The organism is Streptomyces sp. NPDC051286 (assembly GCF_044455345.1).
Lineage (GTDB): Bacteria > Actinomycetota > Actinomycetes > Streptomycetales > Streptomycetaceae > Streptomyces.
This window is the reverse complement of sequence record NZ_JBITER010000002.1, coordinates 212,048-237,278: the sequence shown is the minus strand read 5'-3', so window position 1 is coordinate 237,278 and position 25,231 is coordinate 212,048. Positions and strand designations below refer to the sequence as shown.

Below are 25,231 nucleotides of genomic sequence, written 5' to 3'. Positions count from 1 at the left end.
GATTTAGCAGCCTCAGCGGAGCCGCTGGCTGATGACCTTGGAGACCCCGTCACCCTGCATCGAGACGCCGTACAGCGCGTCCGCGACCTCCATTGTCCGCTTCTGATGCGTGATCACGATGAGCTGCGAGCTCTCCTGGAGCTCCTCCATGATCCGGATCAGCCGTTGCAGATTGGTGTCGTCGAGCGCCGCCTCGACCTCGTCCATCACATAGAACGGACTCGGCCGGGCCTTGAAGATCGAGACCAGCAACGCCACAGCCGTCAGAGACCTCTCGCCGCCCGAGAGCAGGGAGAGCCGCTTGACCTTCTTGCCCGGCGGGCGCGCCTCGACATCGACCCCGGTCGCCAGCATGTTGTCCGGATCGGTCAGGATGAGCCGCCCCTCACCGCCCGGGAAGAGCCGTGAGAAGACGCCCTCGAACTCACGTGCCGTGTCCCGGTACGCCTCCGTGAACACCTGCTCGACCCGCTCGTCGACCTCCTTGATGACCTGCATCAGATCGGCGCGGGTCTTCTTGAGGTCTTCGAGCTGCTCGGAGAGGAACTTGTGCCGCTCTTCCAGTGCCGAGAACTCCTCAAGGGCGAGCGGATTGACTTTCCCGAGTTGCTGATACGCCCGTTCGGCGGATTTCAGCCGCTTCTCCTGCTCCGCCCTGACGAACGGCTTCGGCTGGTTGCGCGGGTGCTCCGGGTCCTCCGGCAGCTCCTCACCTTCCGCAGCCGGCGACGGAGGCACCAGCTGGTCGGGGCCGTACTCGGCGGCAAGCCCGGCCGGCTCCACGCCCAGCTCCTCAAGGGCCTTCGCCTCCAGCTGCTCTATCCGCAGCCGCTTCTCGGCGCCGAGCACCTCACCACGGTGGACGGAGTCGGTCAGCTTGTCCAGCTCGCCCTTGAGCTCACGTCCGTGGCCACGCTCGACGATCAGTTCCTGCTCGCGCTCCGCCTTCGCCGCCTCGGCGGCGACCCGCTCCTGCCCGGCCCGTTCGACGGACACCTCGACATGAGCGAGGAGCTGACGGGCACCGGAGGCGACGGCCGAGGCCACCGCAGCCTCGTGGCGCAGCCGAGCTCGACGCTGCTCGGCACGGGCACGGGCCTCGCGTTCGGCGCGGGCACCGCGGTCGAGGGAGTCCGCACGCCCGGCGAGTGCCTTGACCCGCTCCTCGTGGGTACGGACCTGGAGTCGGGCCTCCATCTCGGTCTGGCGGGCATTGGCACCGTCGGCGGCGAGCCGGTCGCGCACGGAGTTGTCCGGCTCCTCCTCGACCGGCATCTCCTCTGCGACGAGCAGCCGTTCGGCCAGCTCCTCGGCCTCCTCGGTCGCCCGCTCCAGGGCGTCCTGGGCGCGGGCGGCGGAGGCGGCCGACCGCTCGGCCTCGCCCGCGGCCCCGCGGGCCTGCCCGGCGAGCCGGCCGAGCTGCTGGGCCACCCCCGACTTCTCCCGCTCGGCGGCCCTGCGCCGCTCCCCCAGCTCCTCGACAAGCGCGACGCAGGCACTGCGTCGCTCCCCCGCGAGGCGCTGGGCCTCGGCCAGCTCGGTGCACCGGACAGCCAGGTCCGCCAGTTCGGCGGCGGCCTCGTCGACGGAGGCCTGCACTTCGAGCAGGCTGGGCGCCCCGGCGGAACCGCCGTGCGCGAAGTGCGCCCCGAGGACGTCTCCTTCACCGGTCACGGCGGTCAGCTCGGGATGCGCGGCAACAAGATCCTCGGCGTCCTCCAGGGTGGGCACGACGACCATGCCACGTACGAGTCGGCGCACGGCAGCCATCAGCTCAGCGGGTCCGCGGACAAGATCGGCGACTGCCGGCGGGTTGTCCGGGACAGCCGCGCGGAGCACGTGGCCGGGTACCTCGGGGCGGCCGGCGGGGCCGTGGGACAGGACGTCGGGGGCCGGACCCGGCGCGGGTACGTGGCCGACGTGGTGGCCGGGCGCGTGCGCCGCACCGGTGTGGGCGGCCCGGTCCTGCCCAGCAGCCTGCCCCGCTACGTGCCCCGCACCGGACTCGGCGGTCCGGGGCGGGACGTCCCCGGCCGCGGCGGGCGCCGAACCCTGCCCGGGTACCTGCTTCGTCGCAGCCCCGCCCTGGACGGGCACCTGCCCCGTATCAGCCTCGGGCGCACCCGCGCTCGCACCCCCCAAAAGCAACGCCACCCGCCCCGCGTCCTGCTTGCGCAGCAGCCGGATGGCGTTCGCTGCCGTAGCCGGGTCCGTCACCGCCACCGCGTCCGCCGCCGCGCCCAGTGCCGCCGCGACCGCGACCTCGCGACCCGGGGCCACCGTCAGCAGTTCCGCGGCCGGGCCGAGCAGGCCCGCCAGCCTGTCGCGCGAGGCGAGCAGTGCGCCCGTGCCGTCCTTGCGGCGCAGGCCCAGGGCCAGGGCGTCGTGCCGGGCCGCGACCGCCGCCCGCTTCCGTTCCGCGCCGGTGGTGGCCTCCCGGGCGGCGGAGAGGGCCGACTCCGCCTCGACGAGCTCCCGCTTGGCGGCGTCGTGGCGCTCGCCCAGCTCCGCGTCACCCGCGTCCAGCCCCTCCACCTCGGCCTTGAGCTGCTCGTACTCCTCCTGGGCTCTGACCGCCCGCTCCTGCGCCTCATCACGCGAGGCGGCCAGCCGGTCGATCTCCGCCTGCGCCGAACCGGCCCGGCTGCGCGCCGCGTTGACCTGCCCGGTCAGCCGGGCGAGCCCTTCGCGCCGGTCAGCGATGGCGCGGGCCGCGTCCTTGAGCCTGCGCTCCTCGGCCGCCAACTCCCGTTCCAACTCGGACCGGTGGGCAGCGGTGTCCTCCAGCGCGTGCTCCGCCGCCGACAGCGCGGACTCCAGCTCAGCCTCCTGCTCCCGGATCCGGGCGGCCTCGCGCTCCATGCTTTCCGGGTCCCTGAATCCCGTACCGCGCCGCTCCTCCTCAGGTGCGGCGGTGGCGCTCTTCACCCGGGCTTCGGCCAACGAGATCGTGCCGCGTACCCGCTCGGCGAGCTGCGACAGCTCGTACCAGGTCTGCTGGGCCCGCTGCAGGCGCGGCGCCAGCCGTCGTACCTCGTCCTCCAGCTCCGCCTCCCGCGTCAGGGCCGCCTTCAGCTCCGCCTCCGCCGCCTCCCGACGCTGCTTCAGCGCCGCTTCGTCGGCGATCTCGCTACGCAGCGCGTCGTGCAGCCGCACCAGGTCGTCGGCGAGCAGCCGCAGCCTTGCGTCACGCAGATCGGCCTGGATGACGGCGGCCCGCCGGGCGACGGCCGCCTGCCGGCCCAACGGCTTCAACTGCCGCCGCAGTTCGTCCGTGAGGTCCTGGACACGGGCCAGATTGGCTCCCATCGCGTCCAGCTTGCGCAGCGCCTTCTCTTTCCGCTTGCGGTGCTTGAGCACACCGGCGGCTTCTTCGATGAATGCGCGGCGCCCCATCGGATCGGCGTGGAGTACGGAGTCCAGCTGGCCTTGTCCGACGATGACGTGCATCTCCCGGCCGATACCGGAGTCGGAAAGAAGTTCCTGGATGTCGAGGAGCCGGCAGGTGTCGCCGTTGATCTGGTATTCGCTGCCGCCGTTGCGGAACATGATCCGCGTGATCGTCACTTCGGCGTACTCGATAGGCAGCGCGCCGTCGGAATTGTCAATGGTCAGCGACACCTCGGCACGTCCGAGCGGCGGCCGCCCGGTGGTGCCGGCGAAGATCACGTCCTCCATCTTGCCGCCGCGAAGGGATTTGGCTCCCTGCTCACCCATGACCCAGGAGAGCGCATCCACCACATTGGACTTGCCGGAACCGTTGGGACCGACGACGCAGGTGATCCCGGGTTCGAACCGCAGGGTCGTGGCAGAGGCGAACGACTTGAAACCACGCAGGGTCAGGGCCTTGAGATGCACGCCGCCGGACTCTACCTTTCGCTCTCGGTTTCGCTGATGAAGGTGCAGGGCACATCAGACGGTAACGGCCTCCCCCGCGACAGGGAGTGGGTCAGCGAGCGGCGTCGTGCGGCTTCGATGGTAAGGGGGAGGACGCAGTCGACGCGGAGGGGGCACCTCCCACGCCCTTAAGGCTGTGGGAGAGTCGGTGACCGACGGATAACGCCCTCCCTGCTCGAGCGAAGCCGAGAGCTTGGGGAGCAGTCGCCGGGCGTCGGGAGCCCACTCCCTGTCGTGGAAGAGGCCGTAAGGGAAGGGGTGTATGTCCGGGGCGGGTCTGTCGCAGTAGGGCAAAAGAAAGAAGGGACGCCGAAGCGCCCCTTGCAGATCTTGCGAAGTGCTGCGTGACGGATCAAAGAACGCGGCGGATCAAGAAGGCGACAGATCACAGTGATGATCTTCAATGATCCGGTGACGATTATTCCGGTGACGATCCGGTGATGAACTCAGACGGCTGACGCGAGCAGCCCGACCGGCCCCTGTGGGCCCTCGGTCAGGTCAGCGCCGGCTCCGCCTGAGGTACGTCGATGTCGATGCTGTCGAGCAGCGACTCTTGGTGCTGGGCGGCGGCGTTGAGCGCGTCGTTCTCGTCCTGGATCCGTACCAGTTCGGATTCCAGGTCCTGGACGCGCTGCTGGAGCCGTCGCATCTCGGCGAGGAGTCGCGGGTCGGAACCGCCGACGTAACCGAGAAGCGCCTTTGCCATGATGGATGGTCCTCCACACTGAGTGACCGACCGATGCGGTGTGGGTCGTGAGGGAATCGCACCCGCGGTGCTCGGCAGTGCTCTGTCATCACTGCGGTTCTGCTGCCAAAGAACTCTGCCAAACAGCTAAGGTGCGCGGGGTTTTCAGCGTCTCACCAAAAAGTTTGACGGTCAACACGATCACACCCCGTAGACGCGGCTGACCCGGGGGCGCGCGGCTTGACGATCACGCGGCGCGACTCTCCTGCGGGGCCCTGGGGGGCGTGGAGATCATCCTTACTGCCGCAGCCTGGCACGGCAACCGAATCTTGGCAACTGTCCGGTCCTTCCGCAGGTCATTTCATGTGTACGCAGATGAGCGGCCCCTTCGGTGCCCCCTCGCCGCCTATCGAACACGATCCGAACACGACCCCGAATGCGGACCTCATTCGGAACGGGATCAGCGGATCGCAAACCCCTCATAACCGCCGCGCGGAGTACCCCAGATCTCAGTGACTCCATCCACGCGTCCGGGTGTGTCGTCGGAGCGCAGCCACTCCAGCAGGCGGTGGCAATTCTCACGTTGCCCCTCGGCCACAACCTGCACCCGACCGTCGTCGAGATTGAGGGCGAATCCGGTGAGGCCACCGATCTCCAAAGCATTTGCCCTGGTGAACCACCGGAACCCTACTTGCTGTACTCGGCCGCGCACCCAGGCGGTGAGTCGTACATCTTCGTTCATGGCCGAACGCTAACCGCCCAATTACCCAAGGGTCACTTCGCCTCGTTCAGCCATGGCGTACAGTCCCGTCGAAACCAAAGCCTCACTCGATCGGGTGAGGCGTATTGACGCCGATTCTGGCGTCCAGACCGTCAGAAGGGGACAGCAGATGGGACGCCATCGACGCTCCGCCGCGGGTCCCGTGGCCGGTTCGGCCGCTGACACGTCCGCGGCCGCGAAAGCCCGCGCGCGCCGCGGCGCGCGCCGCAGGAAGCGGTCCGGCATGCCCGTGCGTACGGGACTGATCGGCGTCTCCGCCGCGATGGCCGTCGGAGCCGTGGCCGTGGCTTCGGGTCTGCTGCCCGGCGGTGGCGCGTACCACGTGACCGGTAGCACGGCGACCAACCAGATCCGCTCCCAGGGAGCGCCGGACCTGCTGACGCAGGGCGGCTCCACCACCGCTCCGGCCGACCGCGGTATCGCGTCGGCCGAGGCCGGCCGCAGCACCGAGCGTTCCCAGGTGCCCCGGAAGTCCGAGCGGCCGGGCCCCCCCAGCGCCTCGGCCACGCCGTCCGCCTCCCCTTCGAAGACGGCCGAGCAGACGAAGCCGACGAAGGCGCCCGCGGCTGCAGGAACGACCGGTTCCGCGCCGTCCGCCACGGCCTCGGCTGCGCCGACGACATCTGCCGCAGCTCCGGCGCGCAGCGCCACGACCCCGGCCGGCGACACCTCCGCCCAGGCCGCCGTGCTCGCGCTGGTCAACCAGGAGCGCGCGAAGGTCGGCTGCAGCCCGGTCACGGCCAGTGCCCCGCTCGCCTCCCTCGCCCAGAACTTCAGTGATGACATGGCGGCCCGCGGCTTCTTCGACCACACCGACCCAGACGGCCGGACCCCCTGGGACCGCGCGTCGAAGGCCGGTGTGACGGGGCTCGGCGGCGAGAACATCGCCCGCGGCCAGGCGGACGCACAGGCAGTGATGGACTCCTGGATGAACAGCGAGGGTCACCGCGCAAACATTCTCAACTGTGACTACAAGACCCTCGGGGTGGGAGTGCACTTCGGCTCCGGTGGCCCCTGGTGGACTCAGGACTTCGGCTTCTGATCCTTCCGGAGCCCTCCGGGATCCCGGACCGCATGGGCCGCACTTCGCCTGATCACTTACGCCCGCACAGCGCACTCCGAAAGGGAGCGCTGTGCGGGCAGGCCGTTAGCCAGGCGTGTTGGCCCGCGGCGGCCGCTGGCAGCGCGGGCAGTAGTAGCTGGAGCGGTTCATCCACGGGCGGCGGCGTATCGCCGTACCGCAGCGGTGGCAGGGCTCGTCCTCGCGCCCGTACGCGTCGAGCGACCGGTCGAAGTAGCCCGCCTCGCCGTTCACATTCACGTAGAGGCTGTCGAAGCTGGTGCCGCCCTGCGCGAGCGCAGCGTTCATCACGTCGCGGACATGGGCGAGCAGCTCGGCCGACCTGGGCCGGGTCAGGGTCGCGGTGGGCCGGTCGTAGTGCAGCCTGGTGCGCCAGAGCGCCTCGTCCGCGTAGATGTTGCCGACGCCGCTGATCAGCGACTGGTCGAGCAGGGCACGCTTGACCGTCGTACGGCGCAGACGCAGAGCGGTGTGGAACGCCGCGTCGTCGAAGGCGGGGTCCAGAGGGTCGCGGGCGATGTGCGCGATGGTGTCGGGCAGCCCGTCCGGGGTGTTCTCGTGGACGGAGAGCCCGCCGAAGGTCCGCTGGTCGACGAAGCGCAGCTCGGTGCCGAGGGCGTCGTCGAAGCGGATCCGGATCCGCAGATGCTTCTCGTCGGGGGTGTCTTGCGGCTGTACGAGCAGCTGACCACTCATGCCGAGGTGGCCGAGGAGCGAGCAGGAGTCGTCGTCCAGAGGAACCCACAGGTACTTGCCGCGGCGCATGGCCGTACCGAAGCGGCTGCCGCTGAGCCGGGCCGCGAAGTCCGTGGAACCCGCGAGGTGGCGGCGGACCGCGCGCGGGTGCAGGACCTCGACCTCACCGACCGTGCGGCCGGTGACCCAGCGATCGAGACCGCGCCGTACGACTTCGACCTCAGGCAGCTCGGGCACGGAGTGGCTCCTCAAGAGACTGAACAGTTTAGGGGGTGTACGGCCCTGATCCACCGGACAGCCCCAGAGCATGACTGTGCGGTCACGCCCTGGGTCCGGACAGGAAGATCCCCCCGGTGCACAAGGCACCGAGGGGATCCCGGGTCAGGCCGGAGTGACGTCCGTGGACGGCAGCGGGCCGGCAGGGGTGTCGGCGGCCCCTCCGTCGGCCACGGCCTTCGCCGCGGCCTCCCGCTGCTCCGCAGCGGCGCTGATCTCGCGCCAGGCGGACTCCGCCGCCTGCTGCTCCGCTTCCTTCTTGCTACGGCCGGTGCCGGTGCCGTACGAGACACCACCGACGCGAGCAGCAGCAGTAAAGGTCTTCTCGTGGTCCGGGCCGGTCTCCGTGACGAGGTACTCGGGGACTCCGAGGCCCTCGCTCGCGGTGAGCTCCTGGAGGCTGGTCTTCCAGTCCAGGCCGGCGCCGAGATTGGAGGACCTGTCGATCAGCGGGTCGAAGAGCCGGTGAACCAGCTCCGAGGCCGCGCTGAGGCCCTGATCGAGATAGACCGCGCCGATCACCGCTTCAAGCGTGTCGGCGAGGATGGATGCCTTGTCCCTGCCGCCCGTACCCTCTTCGCCCCGGCCGAGCCGGATGAAGGAGCCGAGATCGAGGCCGCGGCCGACCTCCGCAAGTGCACGCGAGTTGACCACCGCGGCCCGCAACTTGGCCAGCTGGCCTTCGGGCAGGTCGGGGTGGGTGCGGTACAGCGTGTCCGTGACCACCAGGCCGAGTACCGAATCCCCGAGGAATTCGAGCCGCTCGTTGGTGGGCAGGCCGCCGTTCTCGTATGCGTAGGAACGGTGGGTCAGCGCACGCACCAGAAGGGCGGACTCAAGGTGATACCCGAGCCGCCCTTCCAGAAGCGTGTGGGACGAGGCTGTGTTGACGTTGTCTGCCTGCTTCTTGGCGTGGGACAACTCAGACATCGGGCCTCTCACCAGCCGCTCAGACTTCGAGGACCTGGCGCTTGTTGTACGTGCCGCAGCTGGGGCACGCGATGTGCTGCAGCTTCGGCTCCTGGCAACGCTCACACGAAACCAGGGTGGGGACCGCAGCCTTCCACTGCGACCGGCGGTGGCGCGTGTTGCTGCGCGACATCTTCCGCTTCGGAACAGCCACGGCTACTTCTCCTGCTTCTCGTCGACGCCCGCTTCGGCGCCGCCCATGTTGTCCTTCTCGCCGTCCTGAACGGTCTCGGCGAGTCCTTGCAATGCCGCCCAACGGATGTCGACGGCATCGTGGTGGTGACCGGGGTTCTCGTCCAGCCTGATCCCGCATTCGGAACACAGGCCGGCACAGGTCTCCCGGCACACCGGCTGCATCGGCAGTGCGAGCACCACCGCATCACGCAGCACTGGTTCGAGGTCGAACAAGCCGTCCTCGAGGAAGAGCCTGTCCTCGTCGTCCTCGGCGTCGTCGGCCGGGTCCGCCACCTTGCTGCGGCCCCGGTCATCGGCGTCAGGGTACGAGAACATCTCCTGGAAGTCCGCCACAACCTCTTGGCGCAGCGGCTCCAGACACCTTACGCACTCCCCCTCGGCCGACGCACGGGCGGTGCCTGTGACAAGCACCCCTTCCATGACCGATTCGAGGCGGAGCTCCAGCTCCACGGGGGAGCCTTCCGGCACACCGATGACCCCGTCGATACCGAGGTCCTCGGGCGCGTCCACCGAGCGGGTCAGCCGCAGAAGAGCACCGGGACGCCGACCCAGCTCGTGCGTATCGAACACGAGAGGGTTTCGGTGGTCGAGGTGGCCGTTCAGGGCTTTTCCTGCTTTCGAAATCGTATGCATGGCGCACAGCGCACCGTGGGGAGGGGCCGACCGGATCGGAAGTCGAAGCGGGCAGCCGGGATCGCAGACCTACGCGCGACCGAACAACCAGGATACTGGACGCGTTACCCTGCTCCCAACCGGGTCTGATACCAGTCCCGAACCGGCCGGAACCGGTCGCGTTCGGTCTGCGTCCCGGCCGCCCCGGTCAGCGCTCCTGCTCGTACCGGCGGAGCTGATCGATGTCGATCATGCTGGTGTCGAAGAGGCTGGTCTCGTCGAGTGCGCTCTCGCCCTGCGGCGGAAAGGGCTGGTGCGCCGGCATCGGCTGCTGCCAGCCCTCGTACCCCTGCGGCTGCAGCTGCGCCTGGCCCTCGTCGTAGCCCTGCTGCTGATAGACGGCGTACGGGTCCGGCTGCTGCTGGTACCCGTACATGTCCTGCTGCGGCTGCTCCTGGTACCCGTACGTCTCCGCGTAGCTCGGCTGCGCCTGTGCCGGGAAGTGCGGCTGGACCTGCTGGGGCGCCGGCTGCGGCTCGGGGGTGGCGAGCTCGGCGAGACCGGCCCAGTGGTCCTCGTCGCTGGTGTGGCCCTGGCTGCCCGCGGCGTCCTGGGCGGCCATGTGCGCGCCGAGCTCGTCGGTGGCGACCCGGCCGTGCAGCTTCTGCCGGCCGCGGCCGACCGCTTCCAGGGTCTTGGCGAGCACAGCCTCGAACGCGCCGAGCTTGGTGTCCACGTACTCGTCGGCGCGGCGCCGGAGCGTCTCCGGGTCGGCGCTGCGCTCGGGGGCCTCGGCGAAGTCGGGGTCCTCGTACCCCTGCTCGTCGAAGCCCTGGCCACGGCCGAGGAGCTTCTCGCGACCCCGGTCGACGGAGCCGATGGTCTTGGTGAGGACGACCTCGAAGTTGGCGAGCTTGCTGTCGACGTACTCGTCGGCCTCGGCGCGCACCTCGTCGGCCTCCCGGCGGGCCTCGCCGAGGATGCGGTCGGCCTCGGCCTGGGACTGCCGGGCGATCTCGGTGTCGGAGATCAGTGAGCCGCGCTGGGCGTGGGCGGTCTCGATGATCCGCTCGGCCTCCTGCCGGGCCTGCTCGACCATCTGCTCCCGGCCGCCGATGAGCTCCTGGGCGTGGGCGAGTGAGCCGGGAAGGGCCTCACGTACCTCTTCGAGCATGGCGAGCAGATCGGCGCGGTTGACCACGCACGACGCCGACATGGGCATGGACCGGGCGTTCCCGACCGCTTCGACGATCTCGTCGAGCTTCTTCTGCACGTCCACCGTGTGCTCGCCACTCTCTACTGCTGATTGGAGACGGATGGCACGACTGTACGGCCAGTCGGCGCCCGTCCGACACCGGGTGACGGACTGTCAGTGCATCACTGCTGGGCGAGACGTTCGACGAGCGCCTCGTGGACCGGCGGCGGCAGCAGGTGCGAGACGTCGCCGCCCCAGGCCGCGACCTCCTTGACCAGGGAGGACGACAGGAAGCTGTACGTGGGATTGGTCGGCACGAAGAGCGTCTCGACCCCGGAGAGGCCGATGTTCATCTGGGCCATCTGCAGCTCGTAGTCGAAGTCGCTGACGGCCCGCAGGCCCTTCACGATCGCCGGGATGTCGCGCTGCTTGCAGAAGTCGACCAGGAGGCCGTGGAAGGACTCGACCTCGACGTTGCCGAAGTTCGCGGTGACCTGACGGATCAGCTCGATCCGCTCGTCGATCGTGAACAGGCCCTTCTTGGACTGGTTGATCATCACCGCGACATGTACGACGTCGTACAGCTTCGAGGCGCGGCCAATGATGTCGAGGTGTCCATTGGTGATGGGGTCGAACGACCCCGGACAGACGGCGCGGCGCAACTTGAGTCCCTCGCTCTCCGGTGCGGTCATCGTGCGTCTTCGCACGTAGAGGCGGCGCGACCGTACCAAAGCGTTCCCTCGCCGTAGCGACGGGCCCGCAGTGGCTCGAATCCCTTGGGCCAGTTGAATTCTCCGCCTCTGGTGCTCCGTTCCACAGTGACGAGGGCATCGTCCGTGAGCCAGCCCTGAGCACGGAGTGTGAGCAGTATCTCGCCAAGATCGCCATCAGTGACGGCGTACGGCGGATCCAGGAAGACCACGTCGTACGGGTCCGCGGGCGTCGGCCCTGTCACGATCTGTTCGGCTTTGCCGGTACGGACTTCGGCGCCGGGCAGACCGAGCGTACGGACGTTGTCCCGGACCGTGCGGGCGGCCTTGGTGTCGGCCTCGACGAGCAGGGCGTGGACCGCGCCGCGGGAGAGCGCTTCGAGACCGACGGCGCCGGAGCCCGCGTACAGATCCGCGATTCGGATGCCCTCCAGGGTGCCCAGGAGCGCTTCCCAGGTGGAGAACAGGCCCTCGCGTGCGCGGTCGGAGGTGGGGCGGGTGCCGGTGCCGGGCGGGACGGCCAGGCGGCGTCCGCCGGCCGAGCCGGCGATCACGCGGGTCATGGGTGTCTGATCCTCGGGTCGGGGGGTGGCCCGCCGGGGTGGGGCGGGCGCCGTGCATCCCACGATATGGCTTCGGGTCCGCTGGGGCCCGAAGGCCCCGTGCATCCCCCGAACTCAGCCCTTGTCGAGGTACTCCTCGCGCTCCTTGTCGAGCAGGGCGGCCAGCGCGGTGCGCAGCTCCGGCAGGCGGGACAGGTCCGGGTCCGCCGCGACGATCGTCACGGCCTCCTCGCGGGCTGCGGCGATGACCTCCTCGTCGTCGATGACGGAGAGCACCCTCAGGGACGTGCGGACCCCGGACTGGGCCTGGCCGAGGACATCGCCCTCGCGGCGCTGTTCGAGGTCGATCCGGGACAGTTCGAAGCCGTCGAGGGTGGCGGCGACGGCGGAGAGCCGGGCGCGCGCGGGGCTCGCCTCGTGCGCCTCGCTGACGAGCAGACAGAGGCCGGCGGCGGAGCCGCGGCCGACCCGGCCGCGGAGCTGGTGGAGCTGGGAGACGCCGAACCGGTCGGCGTCCATGATCACCATCGCGGTGGCGTTGGGGACGTTGACCCCGACCTCGATGACGGTCGTCGCGACGAGGACGTCGACCTGGCCCGCGGCGAAGCGCCGCATCACGTCGTCCTTGTCGTCGGGGTTCATCCTGCCGTGCAGCACCTCGATGCGCAGACCGGCAAGGGCGCCCTTGGTGAGCTGTTCGGCGATCTCCAGGACCGCGAGCGGCGGGCGCTTCTCCCCGTCCTCCTCGGCCGCCTTCTCCGCAGCCTTCTTCCTGTTCTTCTTCTCGGCCTCGTCGTCGGCGTCGTCACCGATCCGGGGACAGACGACGTATGCCTGATGCCCGTTGCCCACCTCCTCGCGCACCCGCTCCCAGGCGCGGCTGAGGAAGTGCGGCTTGTCCTTGGCGGGGACGACATGGCTGGCGATCGGCGAGCGGCCCGCCGGCAGCTGGTCCAGGACGGACGTCTCCAGGTCTCCGAAGACCGTCATGGCGACCGTACGGGGAATGGGAGTGGCGGTCATCACCAGCAGGTGCGGCGGCTGCTTCCCCTTGGACCGCAGCGCGTCGCGCTGTTCCACTCCGAAGCGGTGCTGCTCGTCGACGACGACCAGCCCCAGGTCGTGGAACTGCACCTTGTCCTCGATCAGCGCATGCGTGCCGATCACGATCCCGGCCTCGCCGGTGACCAGGTCCAGCAGTGCCTGACGGCGGGCCGCCATCCCCATGGATCCGGTCAGCAGCACCACCTTCGTACCGAGGTCGGAGCCGCCCAGCATCCCGCCTTCGGCGAGCTCGCCCATCATTTCGGTGATGGAGCGGTGATGCTGCTGGGCGAGCACCTCGGTGGGGGCGAGCATCGCGGCCTGACCGCCCGCGTCGACGACGGCGAGCATGGCGCGCAGCGCGACCATGGTCTTCCCGGACCCGACTTCGCCCTGCAGCAGCCGGTGCATCGGGTGCTCGGTCGCCAGGTCGTCGAAGATCTCCTTGGAGACCTTCTCCTGGCCCTCGGTGAGGGTGAACGGCAGTTTGGCGTCGAAGGCGTCGAGCAGTCCGCCGTGCCCGGGTCTGCGTGCCACCGCCGGAAGCTGGGTGTCCGCGTACCGTCGGCGGGCGAGCGCGACCTGCATGACGAACGCCTCGTCCCACTTCAGCCGGTCCCTGGCGTCGGCGATGTCCGCCTTGGTCTGCGGGCGGTGGATCTTCAGCAGCGCCTCGGGCAGCGGGGTGAAGCCGCGCCCCTCGCGCAGCGGGAGCGGCAGCGGGTCGACGGCGTTCCGGGCGCTGGGCAGCACGGTGTCGACGGCCTTGGCGATCCGCCAGGAGTCGAGCTGCTTGCAGGCGGGGTAGATGGGCAGCAGCCGCCCGGCGAAGGCGTCCACCGCCTCCGTGGCCTCGTCGGCGTCCGCGGTGTCGAGCAGCTGGTACGTGGGGTGTGCGAGCTGCATCTTCCGGTTGAAGACGGAGACCTTGCCCGCGAACATCGCCCGGCGGCCGGGCAACAGCTCCTTGTGCGGCTTGTGCACGCCGTGGCCGAAGAAGACCAGTTGCAGCCGGCCGCTGCCGTCGGTGAGGGTCACCTCCAGGCGCTTGCCCCTGCCGTTGTTGAACACCATGATCCGCGCGTCGGCGACCTGGGCGACGACGGTCACGTGCTCGTCCAGCGGGAGGTCGGCCAGCGCGGTGAGCTGGCCGCGCTCCTCGTACCGCCGCGGGTAGTGGTGCAGCAGATCACCGACCGTGTGCAGGTCGAGGTGCTCGGCCATCACCTTCGCGGTGGCACCGCCGAGCAGCTTCTTCAGGGGTTCATCGAACGCGGACACGCGATCCATTGCACACCAAGCCACTGACAGAAGTCGCCCGCACCACCGGAATCCCCTGGTCGGAAACGTCTGCGCACCCCTGGGACCGGTCCCCGGCTCCTCGCTCGCGATCACCCCGCGGCATCGCCCGTCCCCCACCGGCGCTGCGGCGATGGCATCCGAGACCTGAGCGAATTCCGCGTCCCCCGATTCGTCCTCCGCATCCTTCTCCGCCCGGTCGCCGCACACCTTCCAGATGGCTCTGCCCGGACTGGCCGACCCCCTCTCCCCTCACCTCTGCTCCGGGGAAGGAGGGACCGGGCCCGCCCGGGCGTCTACTCCACCCCGATCAGCAGCGGAGCGCACTGGCGGCCGCCCCGGTACACCACCGTGTCCACCGCCAGGTACCCCTCGCGCACATGCTCCTGCAGCGCCTCCGCCAGGCTGTCCGGCACGCGCTCGCCCAGGACCAGCGTCACGAGTTCACCGCCCGCCGACAGCATCCGGTCGAGGACGGCCCGGGCCGTGCCGGTCACGTCCTCCCCGATGACCGCCACATCGCCGTCGATCAGCCCCAGGATGTCGCCGGCCTGGCAGATGCCCGCCATGGTCCACGACTGCCGCTCGGCAACGGCCAGTTCGGCGTACCGGGTGGCACCGGCAGCGGCGGTCATCGCCACCACGTCCTCGTCGAAGCTGCGATCCGGTTCGTGGACGGCGAGCGCCGCGATGCCCTGGACGGCGGCGCGGGTCGGGATCAGGGCGACCCGGATGCCTTCCGTACGGGCCTGCTCCGCGGCCGCGGCGGCCGTGTGGCGCAGCTCCGCGTCGTTGGGCAGCAGGACCACCTCGCGGGCGTGGGCGCGACGGATCGCATCGACCAGTTCGCCGCTGGCGGGCGGCTCTCCGGGGCGGGCGAGCACCGTGGTCGCGCCGGCCTCCGTGCACAGCCCGGAGAGCCCGTCGCCCGGAACCACCACGACGACACCGCGCTGCGCGGGCTCGCGGTGGTGGGGGTGGACCCGGTCGGCGCCGAAGTGGGTGATCCGGATCCGGTACGGCCTGCCCGCCTCGACCCCGGCCTCCACCGCCGCACCGGCGTCGTCGACATGGACGTGGACGTTCCACAGCCCGTCGCCGCCGACCACGACGAGCGAGTCGCCGAGCCCGTCGAGCCGGGCCCGCAGCCGGTCGACGGCGTCGTCCCGGGCCTCCAGGAGATAGATCACCTCGAAGGCGGGTCCTTCCGCCGGCCCGCCTGCCGCGCAGTCGTCGGCAGCGGCAGCGGTCACAGGGGCGATGTCGGGCGTCACCCAGGTCCCGCGTGCGGGCGCCTCACCGGAGACCGCTTCGACAAGCGCCCCCAGGACGGTCACCAGGCCACGGCCTCCGGCGTCGACGACGCCCGCCCGCCCGAGGACGGCGAGCTGCCCGGGGGTCGCGTCCAGTGCCGTACGCGCCCCTTCGTACGCCGCCTGCGCGACCGCTTCCGGTCTCGGGTCGCCCGCCGTGCGCCCGGCGGCCACGGCGGCCGCCGTGGCCACGGTCAGCACCGTGCCCTCGACAGGGTGCGCGACGGCCTGCCGGGCGGCCTCGGCGGCCCGGGTCAGGGCGCGGCGCAGATGGTCCGCGTCGTGCCCGTCGGCCAGCACCCCCGCCATGCCGCGCAACAGCTGCGCAAGGATCGTGCCGGAGTTGCCGCGGGCGCCGATCAGCGCCCCGTGCGCCATGGCCCGCACGACATCGGCGAGGGCGGGCACGGACGTGCCGGTCTCGTGGGCGGCGAAGACCGCCTCGACGGCGGCCGCCGCCGATTCCACCGTCAGATAGAGGTTGGTGCCGGTGTCCCCGTCCGCGACGGGGTAGACGTTGATCGCGTCGATCGCCTCACGCTCCTGGCCCAACGCCTCCAGCGCCAGTGAGCACCAGGTACGCACCGCGACGGCGTCCATGTCGTCGGCGGTCTGCGGCACCTGGTGTTCCTCCTGGAGAGCGGCCATGCGGGCGGACTGAACCGCAGACTAGTCCCGCCCGGTGCGTCCGGCAGGGACAGGGGCGGGGCAGACGGCGGGGAAACCCATGGTAGTTTCGTTCTACCGACGCGGCCGTTGTATGCTGCTTCGGTTGCCCGATGAGAGTCGGGCCTTTCCTCCGGTACCGCCACTTCAGTCAAATGATTCCGGCGCGCCGGAATTCACTGTAAGTGCACCTGAAGTCTTTGGAGTGACCCGTGGCTGCCAACTGCGACGTCTGCGGCAAGGGGCCGGGCTTCGGCAACAACATTTCGCACTCGCACCGCCGTACGTCCCGTCGCTGGAACCCCAACATCCAGCGCGTGCGTGCCGTGGTCGGTCGGACGCCGAAGCGGCTCAACGTCTGCACCTCGTGCATCAAGGCCGGCAAGGTCGCGCGCTGACGTTCCCGTCGTAGCGCAGCCTTCCGGTTGCCCAAAAAGCCGGTCCGCCTCGGTGGACCGGCTTTTTGCTGTGCTCCCCCACTCCCCGTCGCGGGGGAGGCCGTTACAGCTGCCAGCCGTGCCGCACCGGGCCGATCCCGGTGCCCAGTGGGAAGCCCGCCGCGATCGCCCCGGTGACATACGCCTTCGCGGCACGCACGGCCGCCGGTACGTCGTTGCCCCGGGCCAGCCCGCAGGCGATCGCGGAGGCGAGGGTGCAGCCCGTGCCGTGCGTGTGCCGGTTGTGGTGGCGGGGGGCGCGCAGCCAGTGCTCCTCGGTGCCGTCCGTGAGGAGGTCGACCGGTTCGCCGGGCAGGTGACCGCCCTTGATGACGACCCAGCGCGGCCCGTGTCCCAGGATCTCCGCCGCGGCCTGCCGCATTCTGGTTTCGTCCGTGACCGTCACACCGGTGAGCTGCGCCACCTCGTCGAGGTTGGGGGTTGCCACCGTGGCGACCGGCAGCAGCTTCGTCCGTACGGAATCGAGGGCTTCGGCAGCGAGCAGCGGATCACCGTGCTTGGAGACCCCCACCGGGTCGACGACCACCGGGGCGTCCGTTGCCGCGAGGAGCGCGGCGACGGTCTCGACAAGGGCGGCCGACGCGAGCATGCCGGTCTTCACCGCCTGGACGCCGATGTCATCGACGACGCTGCGGTACTGGGCCCGTACCGTCTCCACGGGCAGCTCCCATGCGCCCTGCACGCCCAGCGAGTTCTGCGCGGTCACCGCGGTGATCACGCTCATGCCGTGCACGCCGAGCGCCAGCATCGTCTTGAGGTCGGCCTGGATGCCCGCACCGCCACCGGAGTCGGATCCGGCGACGGTGAGCACTCGGGGTGGAACGAGCGGTACCTGCGGTGCGGCAGAAGGTACGGGCATACGCCTCAATCTACTGGGCGTCCTCGATGCCGCCGAAGTGGTCCCAGCCGCCCTTGCTGGTCCACGGGGCCCCGTCGACCGTCACCTGGGGCAGCGCCGACGGGTTGAGGACTTCGCCGATCACCTTCCAGCGAGCGGGCAGCTTCACGTCCTGGGGGAAGGTCGCGACGATCGCGTGGTCCTCTCCCCCGGTGAGCACCCACTGGAGCGGGTCCACGCCGACCGCCTGGCCGATGTCGGACATCTGCGAGGGAATGTCGATCAGCCCGGACCGCAGATCGATCCGGACCTTGCTGGCCTCGGCGATGTGTCCGAGGTCGGCGACGAGTCCGTCACTGACGTCCGTCATGGCGGTGGCGCCGAGTCCGGCGGCCGCGGGGCCCGCATGGTACGGCGGTTCGGGGCGCCGGTGAGCCTCGACGAAGGCGCGCGGCGAGCGGAAGCCGCGGGAGAGGACCGCGTACCCCGCGGCGGACCAGCCGAGCCAGCCGGTGACGGCGACGACATCGCCGGGTCGGGCGCCGGCCCGGGTGACGGGTTCGTGGTTGCGCAGATCGCCGAGTGCGGTGATCGCGACGGTGATGGTCTCCCCGCCGACGACGTCACCGCCGACCACGGCCGCCCCCGCGACCTGGCACTCGTCACGGATGCCGTCCATCAACTCGCCCGCCCAGGTGACCGGGAGTTCGGCCGGGACGACCAGGCCGAGCAGCAGCGCGGTGGGGACGGCACCCATGGCGGCGATGTCGGCGAGGTTCTGTGCGGCGGCCTTGCGACCGACGTCGTACGCCGTCGACCAGTCGCGGCGGAAGTGCCGTCCCTCCACCAGGATGTCCGTACTGGCCACGACCCTGCGGTCGGGAGCGGCCACGACCGCGGCGTCGTCGCCAGGTCCGAGCCGTACCGCCGGAGTGCTGGTGAGCCGGGACGTGAGCTCCTTGATGAGCCCGAACTCCCCCAACTCGCCCACGGTTCCCTTCACCGAGTCTCACCTCTCATCTGTCGCGCCGGACGGGCGTCCGGTCTGGGTCGGCGGCCGGTGGTCCGGGCCGTGGCCCGGCCGCCGGGCGCAGTCTGCCCCCGTTGTCACCGGCATGCCTGTCCCCCGTCCGCACCGCTGCGCTTGCGGTCGCGGACCTTCAGTGCTGTCGGTACTGTCAAGGCATACGTCAACTCATGGCATCCGTGCGCCACGCTGTGGACGTCATCCGTTCCACAGGTCTCCCCGCCGCCCTCGGCAACGCGATACCGTGGCGTCTCTTTCCCCCACATGATCCTCGTGGCCGCCCTGGAGGTTCCGTGGTACAGGCGTACATCCTTATTCAGACCGAGGTGGGCAAGGCGTCGACCGTCGCCGAGACCATCGCGAAAATCCCGGGAGTGATCCAGGCAGAGGACGTCACCGGCCCCTACGACGTGATCGTGCGCTCGCAGGCCGGCACAGTCGATGAACTCGGCCGCATGGTGGTCGCCAAGGTCCAGCAGGTGGAAGGCATCACCAGAACCCTGACCTGCCCGGTCGTCCACCTGTAGCCCCCGTCTACGCTGGGCCGGTGACGTCCTTCCGCCGCCGGCTCCGCCGCCCCGTGTTTCTCGGTCCGTCCGCTGCCGTTCTGATGCTGGCCGCGACGGGCTGCTCCACAACGGACGCCACGGCGTCGATCACGGTCCCCACCCCGATGCCGGAAGTCGCAGCCTACTGCGGTGCCCTGCACAAGGAGCTGCCGGCGACGATTGCCGGACAGAACCGTGACGAGTCCGGCCCGAAATCCGTGCTGACCGCCTCATGGGGGGACGGGGCGATCGTACTGCGCTGCGGTGTCGACCGGCCCGCGAAGATGGACGATCCCATGGCCAAGGGGACCGATGCGGACGGCGTCAACTGGCTGCTGGAGCAGCCGGAGGACGCCGGTCCGCGCTTCACCACGACCTATCGCAAGGCATATGTCGAGGTGACGCTCTCGACGGCGTACGCCCATGACGCCAGCCCGCTCGCGGCGTTCGCCCCGGCTGTCAGGAAGACGATCCCCAGCAGCCTGTAGCGCCGGGTCAGCGCAGGCCGGTGGGCCGGGTCAACGCCGCCTGGATCAGCCGGTCGACCAGCTCCTGGTAGCTCACACCGCTCTCCTGCCACATCCGCGGGTACATGGAGATCGGAGTGAAGCCCGGCAGCGTGTTGATCTCGTTGATGACGAACGTGCCGTCCTCGGTGAGGAAGAAGTCGGCGCGCACCAGGCCCTCGCAGGACGCGGCCTCGAACGCGTCGATCGCGAGCTGCTGGACCTCAGCGGTCTGCTCCTCAGTGAGCGGGGCGGGCACGATCCCGGACGCCGAGTCGATGTACTTGGCCTCGAAGTCGTAGAAGTCGTGCGAGGTGACCGGCGGGATCTCGGCGGGCACGCTGGCACGCGGTCCGTCCTCGAACTCCAGCACCCCGCACTCGATCTCGCGGCCGCGCAGCAGGGACTCGACGAGGAACTTGGGGTCGTGGCGGCGGGCTTCCTCGATCGCCTCGTCGAGTCCGGAGAGGTCGTCGACCTTGGTGATGCCGATGGACGAGCCGGCCCGCGCGGGCTTGACGAAGAGCGGCCAGCCGTGTTCCCCGGCGAAGTCCACGATGCGCTTGCGGGCGGCGAGGCGGTCCTTGTCCCATTCGCGGGGGCGGACGACGACGTACGGGCCGACGGGCAGCCCGAACGACGTGAACACCCGCTTCATGTATTCCTTGTCCTGGCCGACCGCCGAGGCGAGCACACCGGCGCCCACGTACGGCACACCGGACAGCTCCAGAAGTCCCTGAAGAGTGCCGTCCTCGCCGTACGGGCCGTGCAGCACGGGGAAGACGACGTCGACCTCGCCGAGCGCCTTGGGGACCGAGCCGGGCTCGCTGTACACCACTTCACGGCTGCCGGGGTCGACGGAGAGCACCACGCTGCCCTCGGAGGACTCGGCCAGTTGGGCCACGTCCGGCATCTTCCGGTCCGTGATGGCCATGCGTTCGGGCTCGTCGGCGGTGAGCGCCCAGCGGCCGTCCGTCGTGATGCCGATCGGCAGGACGTCGTACTTCGTCCGGTCAATGGCATTCAGGACGGCGCCGGCCGTGACGATCGAGATGCCGTGTTCGGAACTGCGGCCGCCGAACACGACGGCCACACGCGGCTTGCGGAGCTGCTGCTCCGGGCTCTGGGGGAGGTTCTCGCTGCTCATATCACGATGAGCGTACCTGCTGGTACGGGTCGCGTCAGCGTCACCGGGGCCGGTCGGGCGTCAGTGCCGCTCGGCCTTCGCGCTGCGCGACATCAGCTCGCCCAGAGCGACCATCGGCGGCTTGCCCTCGTGGACGATGGAGACGACCGTCTCCGTGATGGGCATGTCGACGCCGTGCCGGCGTGCCAGATCGAGCACCGATTCACAGGACTTGACACCCTCGGCGGTCTGCTTGGTGACGGCGATGGTCTCTTCCAGCGTCATGCCGCGGCCGAGGTTGGTGCCGAAGGTGTGGTTACGCGACAGCGGCGAGGAGCACGTCGCCACGAGGTCACCCAGGCCCGCGAGTCCGGAGAACGTCAGCGGGTCGGCGCCCATGGCGAGACCGAGCCGGGTGGTCTCGGCGAGGCCGCGGGTGATGAGCGAACCCTTGGCGTTGTCGCCGAGCCCCATCCCGTCGGCGATACCGACAGCGAGACCAATGACGTTCTTCACCGCGCCGCCGAGCTCGCAGCCGACCACATCGGTGTTCGTGTACGGGCGGAAGTACGGGGTGTGGCAGGCGGCCTGGAGGCGCAGGGCCACCGACTCGTCCTGGCAGGCGACGACGGCCGCGGCGGGGCGGCGTTCGGCGATCTCCTTGGCCAGGTTGGGTCCGGTGACGACGGCGATGCGGTCCGCGGAGACCTTGGTGACGTCCTCGATGACCTCGCTCATCCGCTTCGCGGTGCCGAGTTCGACACCCTTCATCAACGAGACGAGAACGGTGTCGGGGTCGAGGTGCGGGGCCCAGTCGGCGAGGTTGGCGCGCAGCGTCTGCGAGGGCACGACGAGTACGGCGAAGTCGGCGCCGCGCAGCGCCCGGGCGGCGTCGGTGGTGGCCCGGATGGACTCGGGGAGTTCAATTCCCGGCAGATATTCGGGGTTGGTACGGGTCGTGTTGATGGCTTCGGCGACCTCGGCGCGGCGGCCCCAGAGGGTGACCTCGCAGCCGGCGTCGGCGAGGATCATGCCGAAGGCCGTACCCCATGAGCCGGTTCCGAAGACGGCTGCCTTTACGGGGTGCGTCACTTGGGTCCCTCTCCTTCGGCCTTGCGCCGCTGTTCGGCGCGCGCCTTGCGGTGGTCGTAGAGCTCGGCGGGCGCCTTCTCGCCCCGGATGTCCTCCAGCTGTGCGGTCACCGCGGCCATGATGGCCTCGGTCGCCTCGCGCAGGACGTCGGGCGTCGGCTCCTTGTCGTAGAACCTGGAGAGGTCGACGGGCGGACCGGCCTGCACCTGGAGGGTCTTGCGCGGGAAGAGTTGGAGCTTCTTCTCCTTGGCATACGGCGGCATCACCGTGTTCGCGCCCCACTGGGCAACGGGGATGACCGGGGCCTTCGTCATCAACGCGACGCGGGCGGCTCCGGTCTTGCCGGCCATCGGCCACATGTCGGGGTCGCGGGTGAGGGTCCCCTCCGGATAGAAGGCGACGCATTCGCCGCGCTCGATGGCGTCGACGGCGGCCCGGAAGGCGTCCAGCGCATTGGTCGTCTCGCGGTACACGGGGATCTGTCCGGTGCCACGCAGCATCATTCCGACAAAGGGGGTCTTGAAGAGCCCCGCCTTGGCGAGGAGCCGCGGCACCCGGCCGGTGTTGTACTGGAAATGACCGTAGGAGAGCGGGTCCAGATACGAGTTGTGATTGACCGCAGTGATGAATCCGCCTTCGGCCGGAATGTGCTCCATTCCCCGCCAGTCACGCTTGAACAGAACCACCAGCGGTGGTTTCGCGATGACCGCCGCCAGGCGGTACCAGAAGCCGATTCTGCGGCCGGACACTCGGACACCTTCCTCTACGGACCTGACGCGTTTGCCTGCCTGCGGCGGTCAAGTGTCACCCCAGGCCCCTGCTCTGTCGAGAACACCGTACGCCCCAGCCCCGGGGCCACCCCTCCGGATTGTCGCACCGGGTTGTCGTACCGGCAGGCGAGAATAGGCGGCGATGCGCACCGAGGGGGAGATCGCCACGAACACCGACCGGACCGGGGTGTGGTCCCTGGTCGTCCCGTTGAAGCCGCTGGCACGGGCCAAGAGCAGGCTGACGCAGGCAACGGGCCCCTTGCTGCGTCCCCGGCTCGCCCTGGCCTTCGCCCAGGACACCGTGGCCGCCGCGCTGGCCTGCCGGGCCGTAGGGGATGTGGTGGTCGTCACGGACGACCCGGTGGCCGGGGCCGCGCTCTCGGCGCTCGGCGCTCGCATCGTTCCCGACCGGCCGGCCGCCGGACTCAATGCCGCGCTGGCCCACGGCGAGCGGGCGATACGCGACCGAAGGCCCGCCGCGGCACTCGCCGCGCTGAACGCGGATCTGCCCGCGCTGCGTCCCGCGGAATTGACCCGGGTGCTCGAATTCGCCGCTGAATTCCCGCGCGCATTTGTTACGGATATGGCGGGAATCGGCACGACTTTTCTGTCGGCTTCAGCGGGGGTGGAATTGCGCCCGGATTTCGGGGGTCCGTCCCGGGCCCGGCACCTTGCCTCCGGCGCGGTGGAAATAATCCCGGCCGGCATCGAATCGGTCCGCCAGGACGTGGACACCGGCGCCGATCTGCGGGCCGCGCTGGCCCTCGGGGTGGGTCCGCACACGGCGGGCAGCTTGGCCTCGGAAGTGCCCGCGAAGGACCGATAGGCTGCCGTTCATGCAGGCGACCTCGTACACGTACGACCCCGAGACCCGCACCGGCAGTGTGCTGCTCGACGACGGCACCCCGGTGGAATTCGACGCCCCGGCCTTCGACGCGGGCGGCCTGCGGCTGCTGCGCCCGGGGCAGCGGGTGCGGATCGAGGTGGAGGGCGAGGGAGCGGCCCTGCGGATCACCCTGGTGACGCTGCAGACGTTCTGAAGGGCGCGTCCGGCCCGCGGGGCCGCTGAGCGCACCCCGGACAGCCCGCGGGCCGGGCTCCCCGAGGGGAGCCCGGCCCGGCGCGTGTGAGCAGCCCTGCGCTGCTCGGCCTCACTTCTTCCGTGCGACGGCCTTCTTGGCCGTGGTCTTGCGCGCCGTGGCCTTCTTCGCGGGCGCCTTCTTCGCCGTGACCTTCTTGGCGGGCGCGGTCTTGGCGGCGACGGCCTTCTTGGCAGCCGTCGTCTTCTTCGCCGCCGCAGTGGTCTTCGCGGCCGCCGTGGTCTTCTTGGCCGCCGCGGTGGTCTTCTTCGCGGTGACCTTCTTCGCCGCCGCGGCCTTCGCCGCCGTCACGGTCTTCTTGGCGGTGACCTTCTTCGCCGCGACCTTCTTGGCGGCGGCCTTCTTGGCCGCGGCCTTGGTGGTCGCACGGGCGGAAACACCGCCCGAGAGGCTGCCCTTGGGCGCCTTCTTCACGGCCACATCGTGCTTCGGGAGCTTCTTCGAGCCGCTCACCAGGTCCTTGAAGCCCTGTCCCGCACGGAAGCGGGGCACCGAGGTCTTCTTGACCCGCACGCGCTCGCCCGTCTGCGGGTTGCGGGCGTAGCGGGCCGGGCGGTCGACCTTCTCGAACGAGCCGAAACCGGTGACCGAGACCCGGTCTCCCGCGACCACTGCACGGACGATCGCGTCGAGTACCGCGTCGACCGCGTCCGCGGCCTGCTGGCGGCCGCCGACCTTGTCGGCAATCGCTTCTACGAGCTGTGCCTTGTTCACGTCTTCCCCTTCGGAGACATTGCCAGAACGTAAGTGTTCAAGCGTTTTCGCACGTTAGGCAGATATATACCGCAAATCAAACACGAAACGGGCTAATCACCCTAGTGCCGCAACGAAGTCGACCGCTGCACAGTTCCGCAGAGGTCAGTCACCTTCGGGGAATCGGCCCTCATCGAGGTCCTTCATCAACCGGTCCAGACGCCTTGCCGCATCCGGGAGATCGTGCTTCGCCGCGGCCGTGATGACCAACAGCTTCCGGGACAGCGCCATCCGTACGCCCTCCGGGACTTGCAGTGCGCGCACTGTTGTGTGCGCTTCCTTCAATCGGTCGGCGACTTGACCGTAAAGCTTGAGTTGGTTGTCGCGTTCCATGCACCGATTGTGCCATCTGGGGCGAGTTGTCGCCCGATGGGGTCTCAACAAGCGACTGCGCCCCTTACCAGAAGGTAAGGGGCGCAGTACTGGAAACGCGCTGCTCAGGCGTTAATTGTACGCGGCTTGAAGGTCGGCCTTGCCACCTCATAAGAGGCGATGTCCGCTTCGTTCTGCAGGGTGAGGCTGATGTCGTCCACCCCGTTCAGCAGTCGCCACCGCGCGTTCTCGTCGAGCTCGAAGTCGGCGGTGATGCCCTCGGCCCGGACCTGGCGCGCCTCCAGGTCGACGGTGACCTCGGCGGCCGGGTCGGCCTCGGTCAGCTCCCACAGTGCGTCGACGACCTTCTGGTCGAGGACCACGGTCAGCAGCCCGTTCTTCAGCGAGTTGCCGCGGAAGATGTCGGCGAACCGGGCGGAGATGACGGCTTTGAAGCCGTAGTTCTGCAGGGCCCAGACGGCGTGTTCACGGGAGGACCCGGTACCGAAGTCGGGACCGGCCACCAAGACCGTTGCACCGTCCCGCTCGGACCGGTTGAGGACGAACTCGGGGTCCTTGCGCCACGCCTCGAAGAGCCCGTCCTCGAAGCCGTCGCGGGTGACCTTCTTCAGCCAGTGGGCGGGGATGATCTGGTCGGTGTCGACGTTGCTGCGGCGCAGCGGGACGGCCCGGCCGGTGTGTGCGGTGAAAGCTTCCAT

General features: G+C 69.8%; 26 protein-coding genes. 6 read left to right on the top strand and 20 right to left on the bottom strand.

Translation table 11 applies throughout. The features are described from left to right. Positions 1-12: 12 nt before the first annotated feature. From ACIBB8_RS04255 to ACIBB8_RS04245, 3 genes are all read right to left on the bottom strand, one after another. On the bottom strand, positions 13-3,858 hold the full coding sequence (locus ACIBB8_RS04255; RefSeq protein ID WP_398948895.1) for an AAA family ATPase: 3,846 nt from the start codon (positions 3,856-3,858) through the stop codon (positions 13-15). Between the two features lie 532 nt (positions 3,859-4,390). Further along, positions 4,391-4,603, bottom strand: coding sequence for a hypothetical protein (locus ACIBB8_RS04250; protein ID WP_018551753.1), 213 nt, complete (start codon positions 4,601-4,603; stop codon positions 4,391-4,393). A gap of 439 nt (positions 4,604-5,042) precedes the next feature. Next, positions 5,043-5,324 carry an acylphosphatase gene (locus ACIBB8_RS04245; protein WP_358861072.1) on the bottom strand — a complete coding sequence of 94 codons (282 nt, stop codon included), beginning with the start codon at positions 5,322-5,324 and terminating at the stop codon, positions 5,043-5,045. A 148-nt stretch (positions 5,325-5,472) separates the two neighbouring features. Between ACIBB8_RS04245 and ACIBB8_RS04240 the strand changes: the two genes are divergently transcribed. Further along, a complete protein-coding gene (locus tag ACIBB8_RS04240) occupies positions 5,473-6,405 on the top strand; it encodes a CAP domain-containing protein (protein ID WP_398948893.1) in 933 nt (310 codons plus the stop codon). Positions 6,406-6,510: 105 nt separating this feature from the next. Here ACIBB8_RS04240 and mutM read toward each other — a convergent pair whose 3' ends face one another. From mutM to ACIBB8_RS04195, 9 genes are all read right to left on the bottom strand, one after another. Next, positions 6,511-7,377, bottom strand: coding sequence for a bifunctional DNA-formamidopyrimidine glycosylase/DNA-(apurinic or apyrimidinic site) lyase (gene mutM, locus ACIBB8_RS04235; RefSeq protein ID WP_398948892.1), 867 nt, complete (start codon positions 7,375-7,377; stop codon positions 6,511-6,513). Between the two features lie 144 nt (positions 7,378-7,521). Beyond that, positions 7,522-8,346 carry a ribonuclease III gene (gene rnc / locus ACIBB8_RS04230; RefSeq protein WP_398948891.1) on the bottom strand — a complete coding sequence of 275 codons (825 nt, stop codon included), beginning with the start codon at positions 8,344-8,346 and terminating at the stop codon, positions 7,522-7,524. Positions 8,347-8,365: 19 nt separating this feature from the next. After that, entirely contained in the window at positions 8,366-8,539 is a 174-nt protein-coding gene (rpmF, locus tag ACIBB8_RS04225; protein ID WP_003965982.1) for a 50S ribosomal protein L32, read from the bottom strand. 2 nt (positions 8,540-8,541) lie between these two features. Next, positions 8,542-9,213: a YceD family protein gene (locus ACIBB8_RS04220; RefSeq protein ID WP_398948890.1), complete on the bottom strand. Its 672-nt coding sequence runs from the start codon at positions 9,211-9,213 to the stop codon at positions 8,542-8,544. 187 nt (positions 9,214-9,400) lie between these two features. Then, positions 9,401-10,471, bottom strand: a complete 1,071-nt coding sequence (locus ACIBB8_RS04215) for a cell division initiation protein (RefSeq protein WP_398948889.1) — start codon at positions 10,469-10,471, stop codon at positions 9,401-9,403. A 98-nt stretch (positions 10,472-10,569) separates the two neighbouring features. Further along, positions 10,570-11,049 carry a pantetheine-phosphate adenylyltransferase gene (gene coaD, locus ACIBB8_RS04210; protein WP_398948957.1) on the bottom strand — a complete coding sequence of 160 codons (480 nt, stop codon included), beginning with the start codon at positions 11,047-11,049 and terminating at the stop codon, positions 10,570-10,572. Between the two features lie 26 nt (positions 11,050-11,075). Next, a complete protein-coding gene (rsmD, locus tag ACIBB8_RS04205; protein ID WP_398948888.1) occupies positions 11,076-11,660 on the bottom strand; it encodes a 16S rRNA (guanine(966)-N(2))-methyltransferase RsmD in 585 nt (194 codons plus the stop codon). Between the two features lie 114 nt (positions 11,661-11,774). Beyond that, a complete protein-coding gene (recG, locus tag ACIBB8_RS04200) occupies positions 11,775-13,994 on the bottom strand; it encodes an ATP-dependent DNA helicase RecG (RefSeq protein ID WP_398948887.1) in 2,220 nt (739 codons plus the stop codon). A 305-nt stretch (positions 13,995-14,299) separates the two neighbouring features. Continuing rightward, positions 14,300-15,937 (bottom strand): DAK2 domain-containing protein, encoded by a 1,638-nt coding sequence (locus tag ACIBB8_RS04195; RefSeq protein ID WP_398948956.1) that lies wholly within the window; start codon positions 15,935-15,937, stop codon positions 14,300-14,302. A gap of 257 nt (positions 15,938-16,194) precedes the next feature. Here ACIBB8_RS04195 and rpmB point away from each other — a divergent pair, with 257 nt between their 5' ends. Further along, positions 16,195-16,380 (top strand): 50S ribosomal protein L28, encoded by a 186-nt coding sequence (gene rpmB, locus ACIBB8_RS04190; protein ID WP_030928661.1) that lies wholly within the window; start codon positions 16,195-16,197, stop codon positions 16,378-16,380. A gap of 103 nt (positions 16,381-16,483) precedes the next feature. Here the strand turns inward: rpmB and thiD are convergent, their stop codons facing one another. Continuing rightward, positions 16,484-17,299, bottom strand: coding sequence for a bifunctional hydroxymethylpyrimidine kinase/phosphomethylpyrimidine kinase (gene thiD, locus ACIBB8_RS04185; RefSeq protein WP_398948886.1), 816 nt, complete (start codon positions 17,297-17,299; stop codon positions 16,484-16,486). Between the two features lie 10 nt (positions 17,300-17,309). Next, entirely contained in the window at positions 17,310-18,281 is a 972-nt protein-coding gene (locus tag ACIBB8_RS04180) for a thiamine-phosphate kinase (RefSeq protein ID WP_366134382.1), read from the bottom strand. Between the two features lie 317 nt (positions 18,282-18,598). Between ACIBB8_RS04180 and ACIBB8_RS04175 the strand changes: the two genes are divergently transcribed. Then, positions 18,599-18,832: an Lrp/AsnC ligand binding domain-containing protein gene (locus ACIBB8_RS04175; RefSeq protein ID WP_358861084.1), complete on the top strand. Its 234-nt coding sequence runs from the start codon at positions 18,599-18,601 to the stop codon at positions 18,830-18,832. A 20-nt stretch (positions 18,833-18,852) separates the two neighbouring features. Beyond that, a complete protein-coding gene (locus tag ACIBB8_RS04170; protein ID WP_398948885.1) occupies positions 18,853-19,341 on the top strand; it encodes a DUF3515 domain-containing protein in 489 nt (162 codons plus the stop codon). 7 nt (positions 19,342-19,348) lie between these two features. Here the strand turns inward: ACIBB8_RS04170 and ACIBB8_RS04165 are convergent, their stop codons facing one another. The 3 genes from ACIBB8_RS04165 to ACIBB8_RS04155 are packed head-to-tail and all read right to left on the bottom strand — an operon-like array spanning position 19,349 to position 22,326. After that, the gene (locus ACIBB8_RS04165) at positions 19,349-20,506 is read right to left on the bottom strand and encodes a D-alanine--D-alanine ligase family protein (RefSeq protein WP_398948884.1); all 1,158 of its coding nucleotides are present in this window, start codon (positions 20,504-20,506) and stop codon (positions 19,349-19,351) included. Between the two features lie 60 nt (positions 20,507-20,566). After that, positions 20,567-21,577 (bottom strand): NAD(P)H-dependent glycerol-3-phosphate dehydrogenase, encoded by a 1,011-nt coding sequence (locus ACIBB8_RS04160; RefSeq protein ID WP_398948883.1) that lies wholly within the window; start codon positions 21,575-21,577, stop codon positions 20,567-20,569. Beyond that, complete coding sequence (locus ACIBB8_RS04155) at positions 21,574-22,326, bottom strand: lysophospholipid acyltransferase family protein (RefSeq protein ID WP_398948882.1); 753 nt, start codon at positions 22,324-22,326, stop codon at positions 21,574-21,576. The genes ACIBB8_RS04160 and ACIBB8_RS04155 overlap by 4 nt, the downstream gene beginning before the upstream one ends. A 163-nt stretch (positions 22,327-22,489) precedes the next feature. On the opposite strand from ACIBB8_RS04155, the gene cofC reads away from it, so the two are divergent. Together cofC and ACIBB8_RS04145 are read left to right on the top strand one after the other, a co-directional pair. After that, positions 22,490-23,173, top strand: a complete 684-nt coding sequence (gene cofC / locus ACIBB8_RS04150) for a 2-phospho-L-lactate guanylyltransferase (RefSeq protein WP_398948881.1) — start codon at positions 22,490-22,492, stop codon at positions 23,171-23,173. A gap of 10 nt (positions 23,174-23,183) precedes the next feature. Continuing rightward, positions 23,184-23,387, top strand: coding sequence for a hypothetical protein (locus ACIBB8_RS04145; protein ID WP_326792733.1), 204 nt, complete (start codon positions 23,184-23,186; stop codon positions 23,385-23,387). Positions 23,388-23,498: 111 nt separating this feature from the next. Here the strand turns inward: ACIBB8_RS04145 and ACIBB8_RS04140 are convergent, their stop codons facing one another. The 3 genes from ACIBB8_RS04140 to leuD form a co-directional block, all read right to left on the bottom strand. Beyond that, positions 23,499-24,161: an HU family DNA-binding protein gene (locus ACIBB8_RS04140; RefSeq protein ID WP_393303006.1), complete on the bottom strand. Its 663-nt coding sequence runs from the start codon at positions 24,159-24,161 to the stop codon at positions 23,499-23,501. 144 nt (positions 24,162-24,305) lie between these two features. Then, on the bottom strand, positions 24,306-24,533 hold the full coding sequence (locus ACIBB8_RS04135; protein WP_398948880.1) for a hypothetical protein: 228 nt from the start codon (positions 24,531-24,533) through the stop codon (positions 24,306-24,308). Between the two features lie 104 nt (positions 24,534-24,637). Then, positions 24,638-25,231: a 3-isopropylmalate dehydratase small subunit gene (gene leuD, locus ACIBB8_RS04130; RefSeq protein ID WP_398948879.1), complete on the bottom strand. Its 594-nt coding sequence runs from the start codon at positions 25,229-25,231 to the stop codon at positions 24,638-24,640.

Coding starts and splice junctions, on each gene's coding strand:
- cofC (WP_398948881.1), top strand. CDS start 22,490: ATGCGCACCGAGGGGGAGATCGCCACGAACACCGACCGGACCGGGGTG.
- rnc (WP_398948891.1), bottom strand. CDS start 8,346: ATGTCTGAGTTGTCCCACGCCAAGAAGCAGGCAGACAACGTCAACACA.
- recG (WP_398948887.1), bottom strand. CDS start 13,994: ATGGATCGCGTGTCCGCGTTCGATGAACCCCTGAAGAAGCTGCTCGGC.
- thiD (WP_398948886.1), bottom strand. CDS start 17,299: ATGCCCGTACCTTCTGCCGCACCGCAGGTACCGCTCGTTCCACCCCGA.
- ACIBB8_RS04135 (WP_398948880.1), bottom strand. CDS start 24,533: ATGGAACGCGACAACCAACTCAAGCTTTACGGTCAAGTCGCCGACCGA.
- ACIBB8_RS04240 (WP_398948893.1), top strand. CDS start 5,473: ATGGGACGCCATCGACGCTCCGCCGCGGGTCCCGTGGCCGGTTCGGCC.
- rsmD (WP_398948888.1), bottom strand. CDS start 11,660: ATGACCCGCGTGATCGCCGGCTCGGCCGGCGGACGCCGCCTGGCCGTC.
- ACIBB8_RS04245 (WP_358861072.1), bottom strand. CDS start 5,324: ATGAACGAAGATGTACGACTCACCGCCTGGGTGCGCGGCCGAGTACAG.
- ACIBB8_RS04250 (WP_018551753.1), bottom strand. CDS start 4,603: ATGGCAAAGGCGCTTCTCGGTTACGTCGGCGGTTCCGACCCGCGACTC.
- ACIBB8_RS04220 (WP_398948890.1), bottom strand. CDS start 9,213: ATGCATACGATTTCGAAAGCAGGAAAAGCCCTGAACGGCCACCTCGAC.
- leuD (WP_398948879.1), bottom strand. CDS start 25,231: ATGGAAGCTTTCACCGCACACACCGGCCGGGCCGTCCCGCTGCGCCGC.
- ACIBB8_RS04165 (WP_398948884.1), bottom strand. CDS start 20,506: ATGAGCAGCGAGAACCTCCCCCAGAGCCCGGAGCAGCAGCTCCGCAAG.
- ACIBB8_RS04145 (WP_326792733.1), top strand. CDS start 23,184: ATGCAGGCGACCTCGTACACGTACGACCCCGAGACCCGCACCGGCAGT.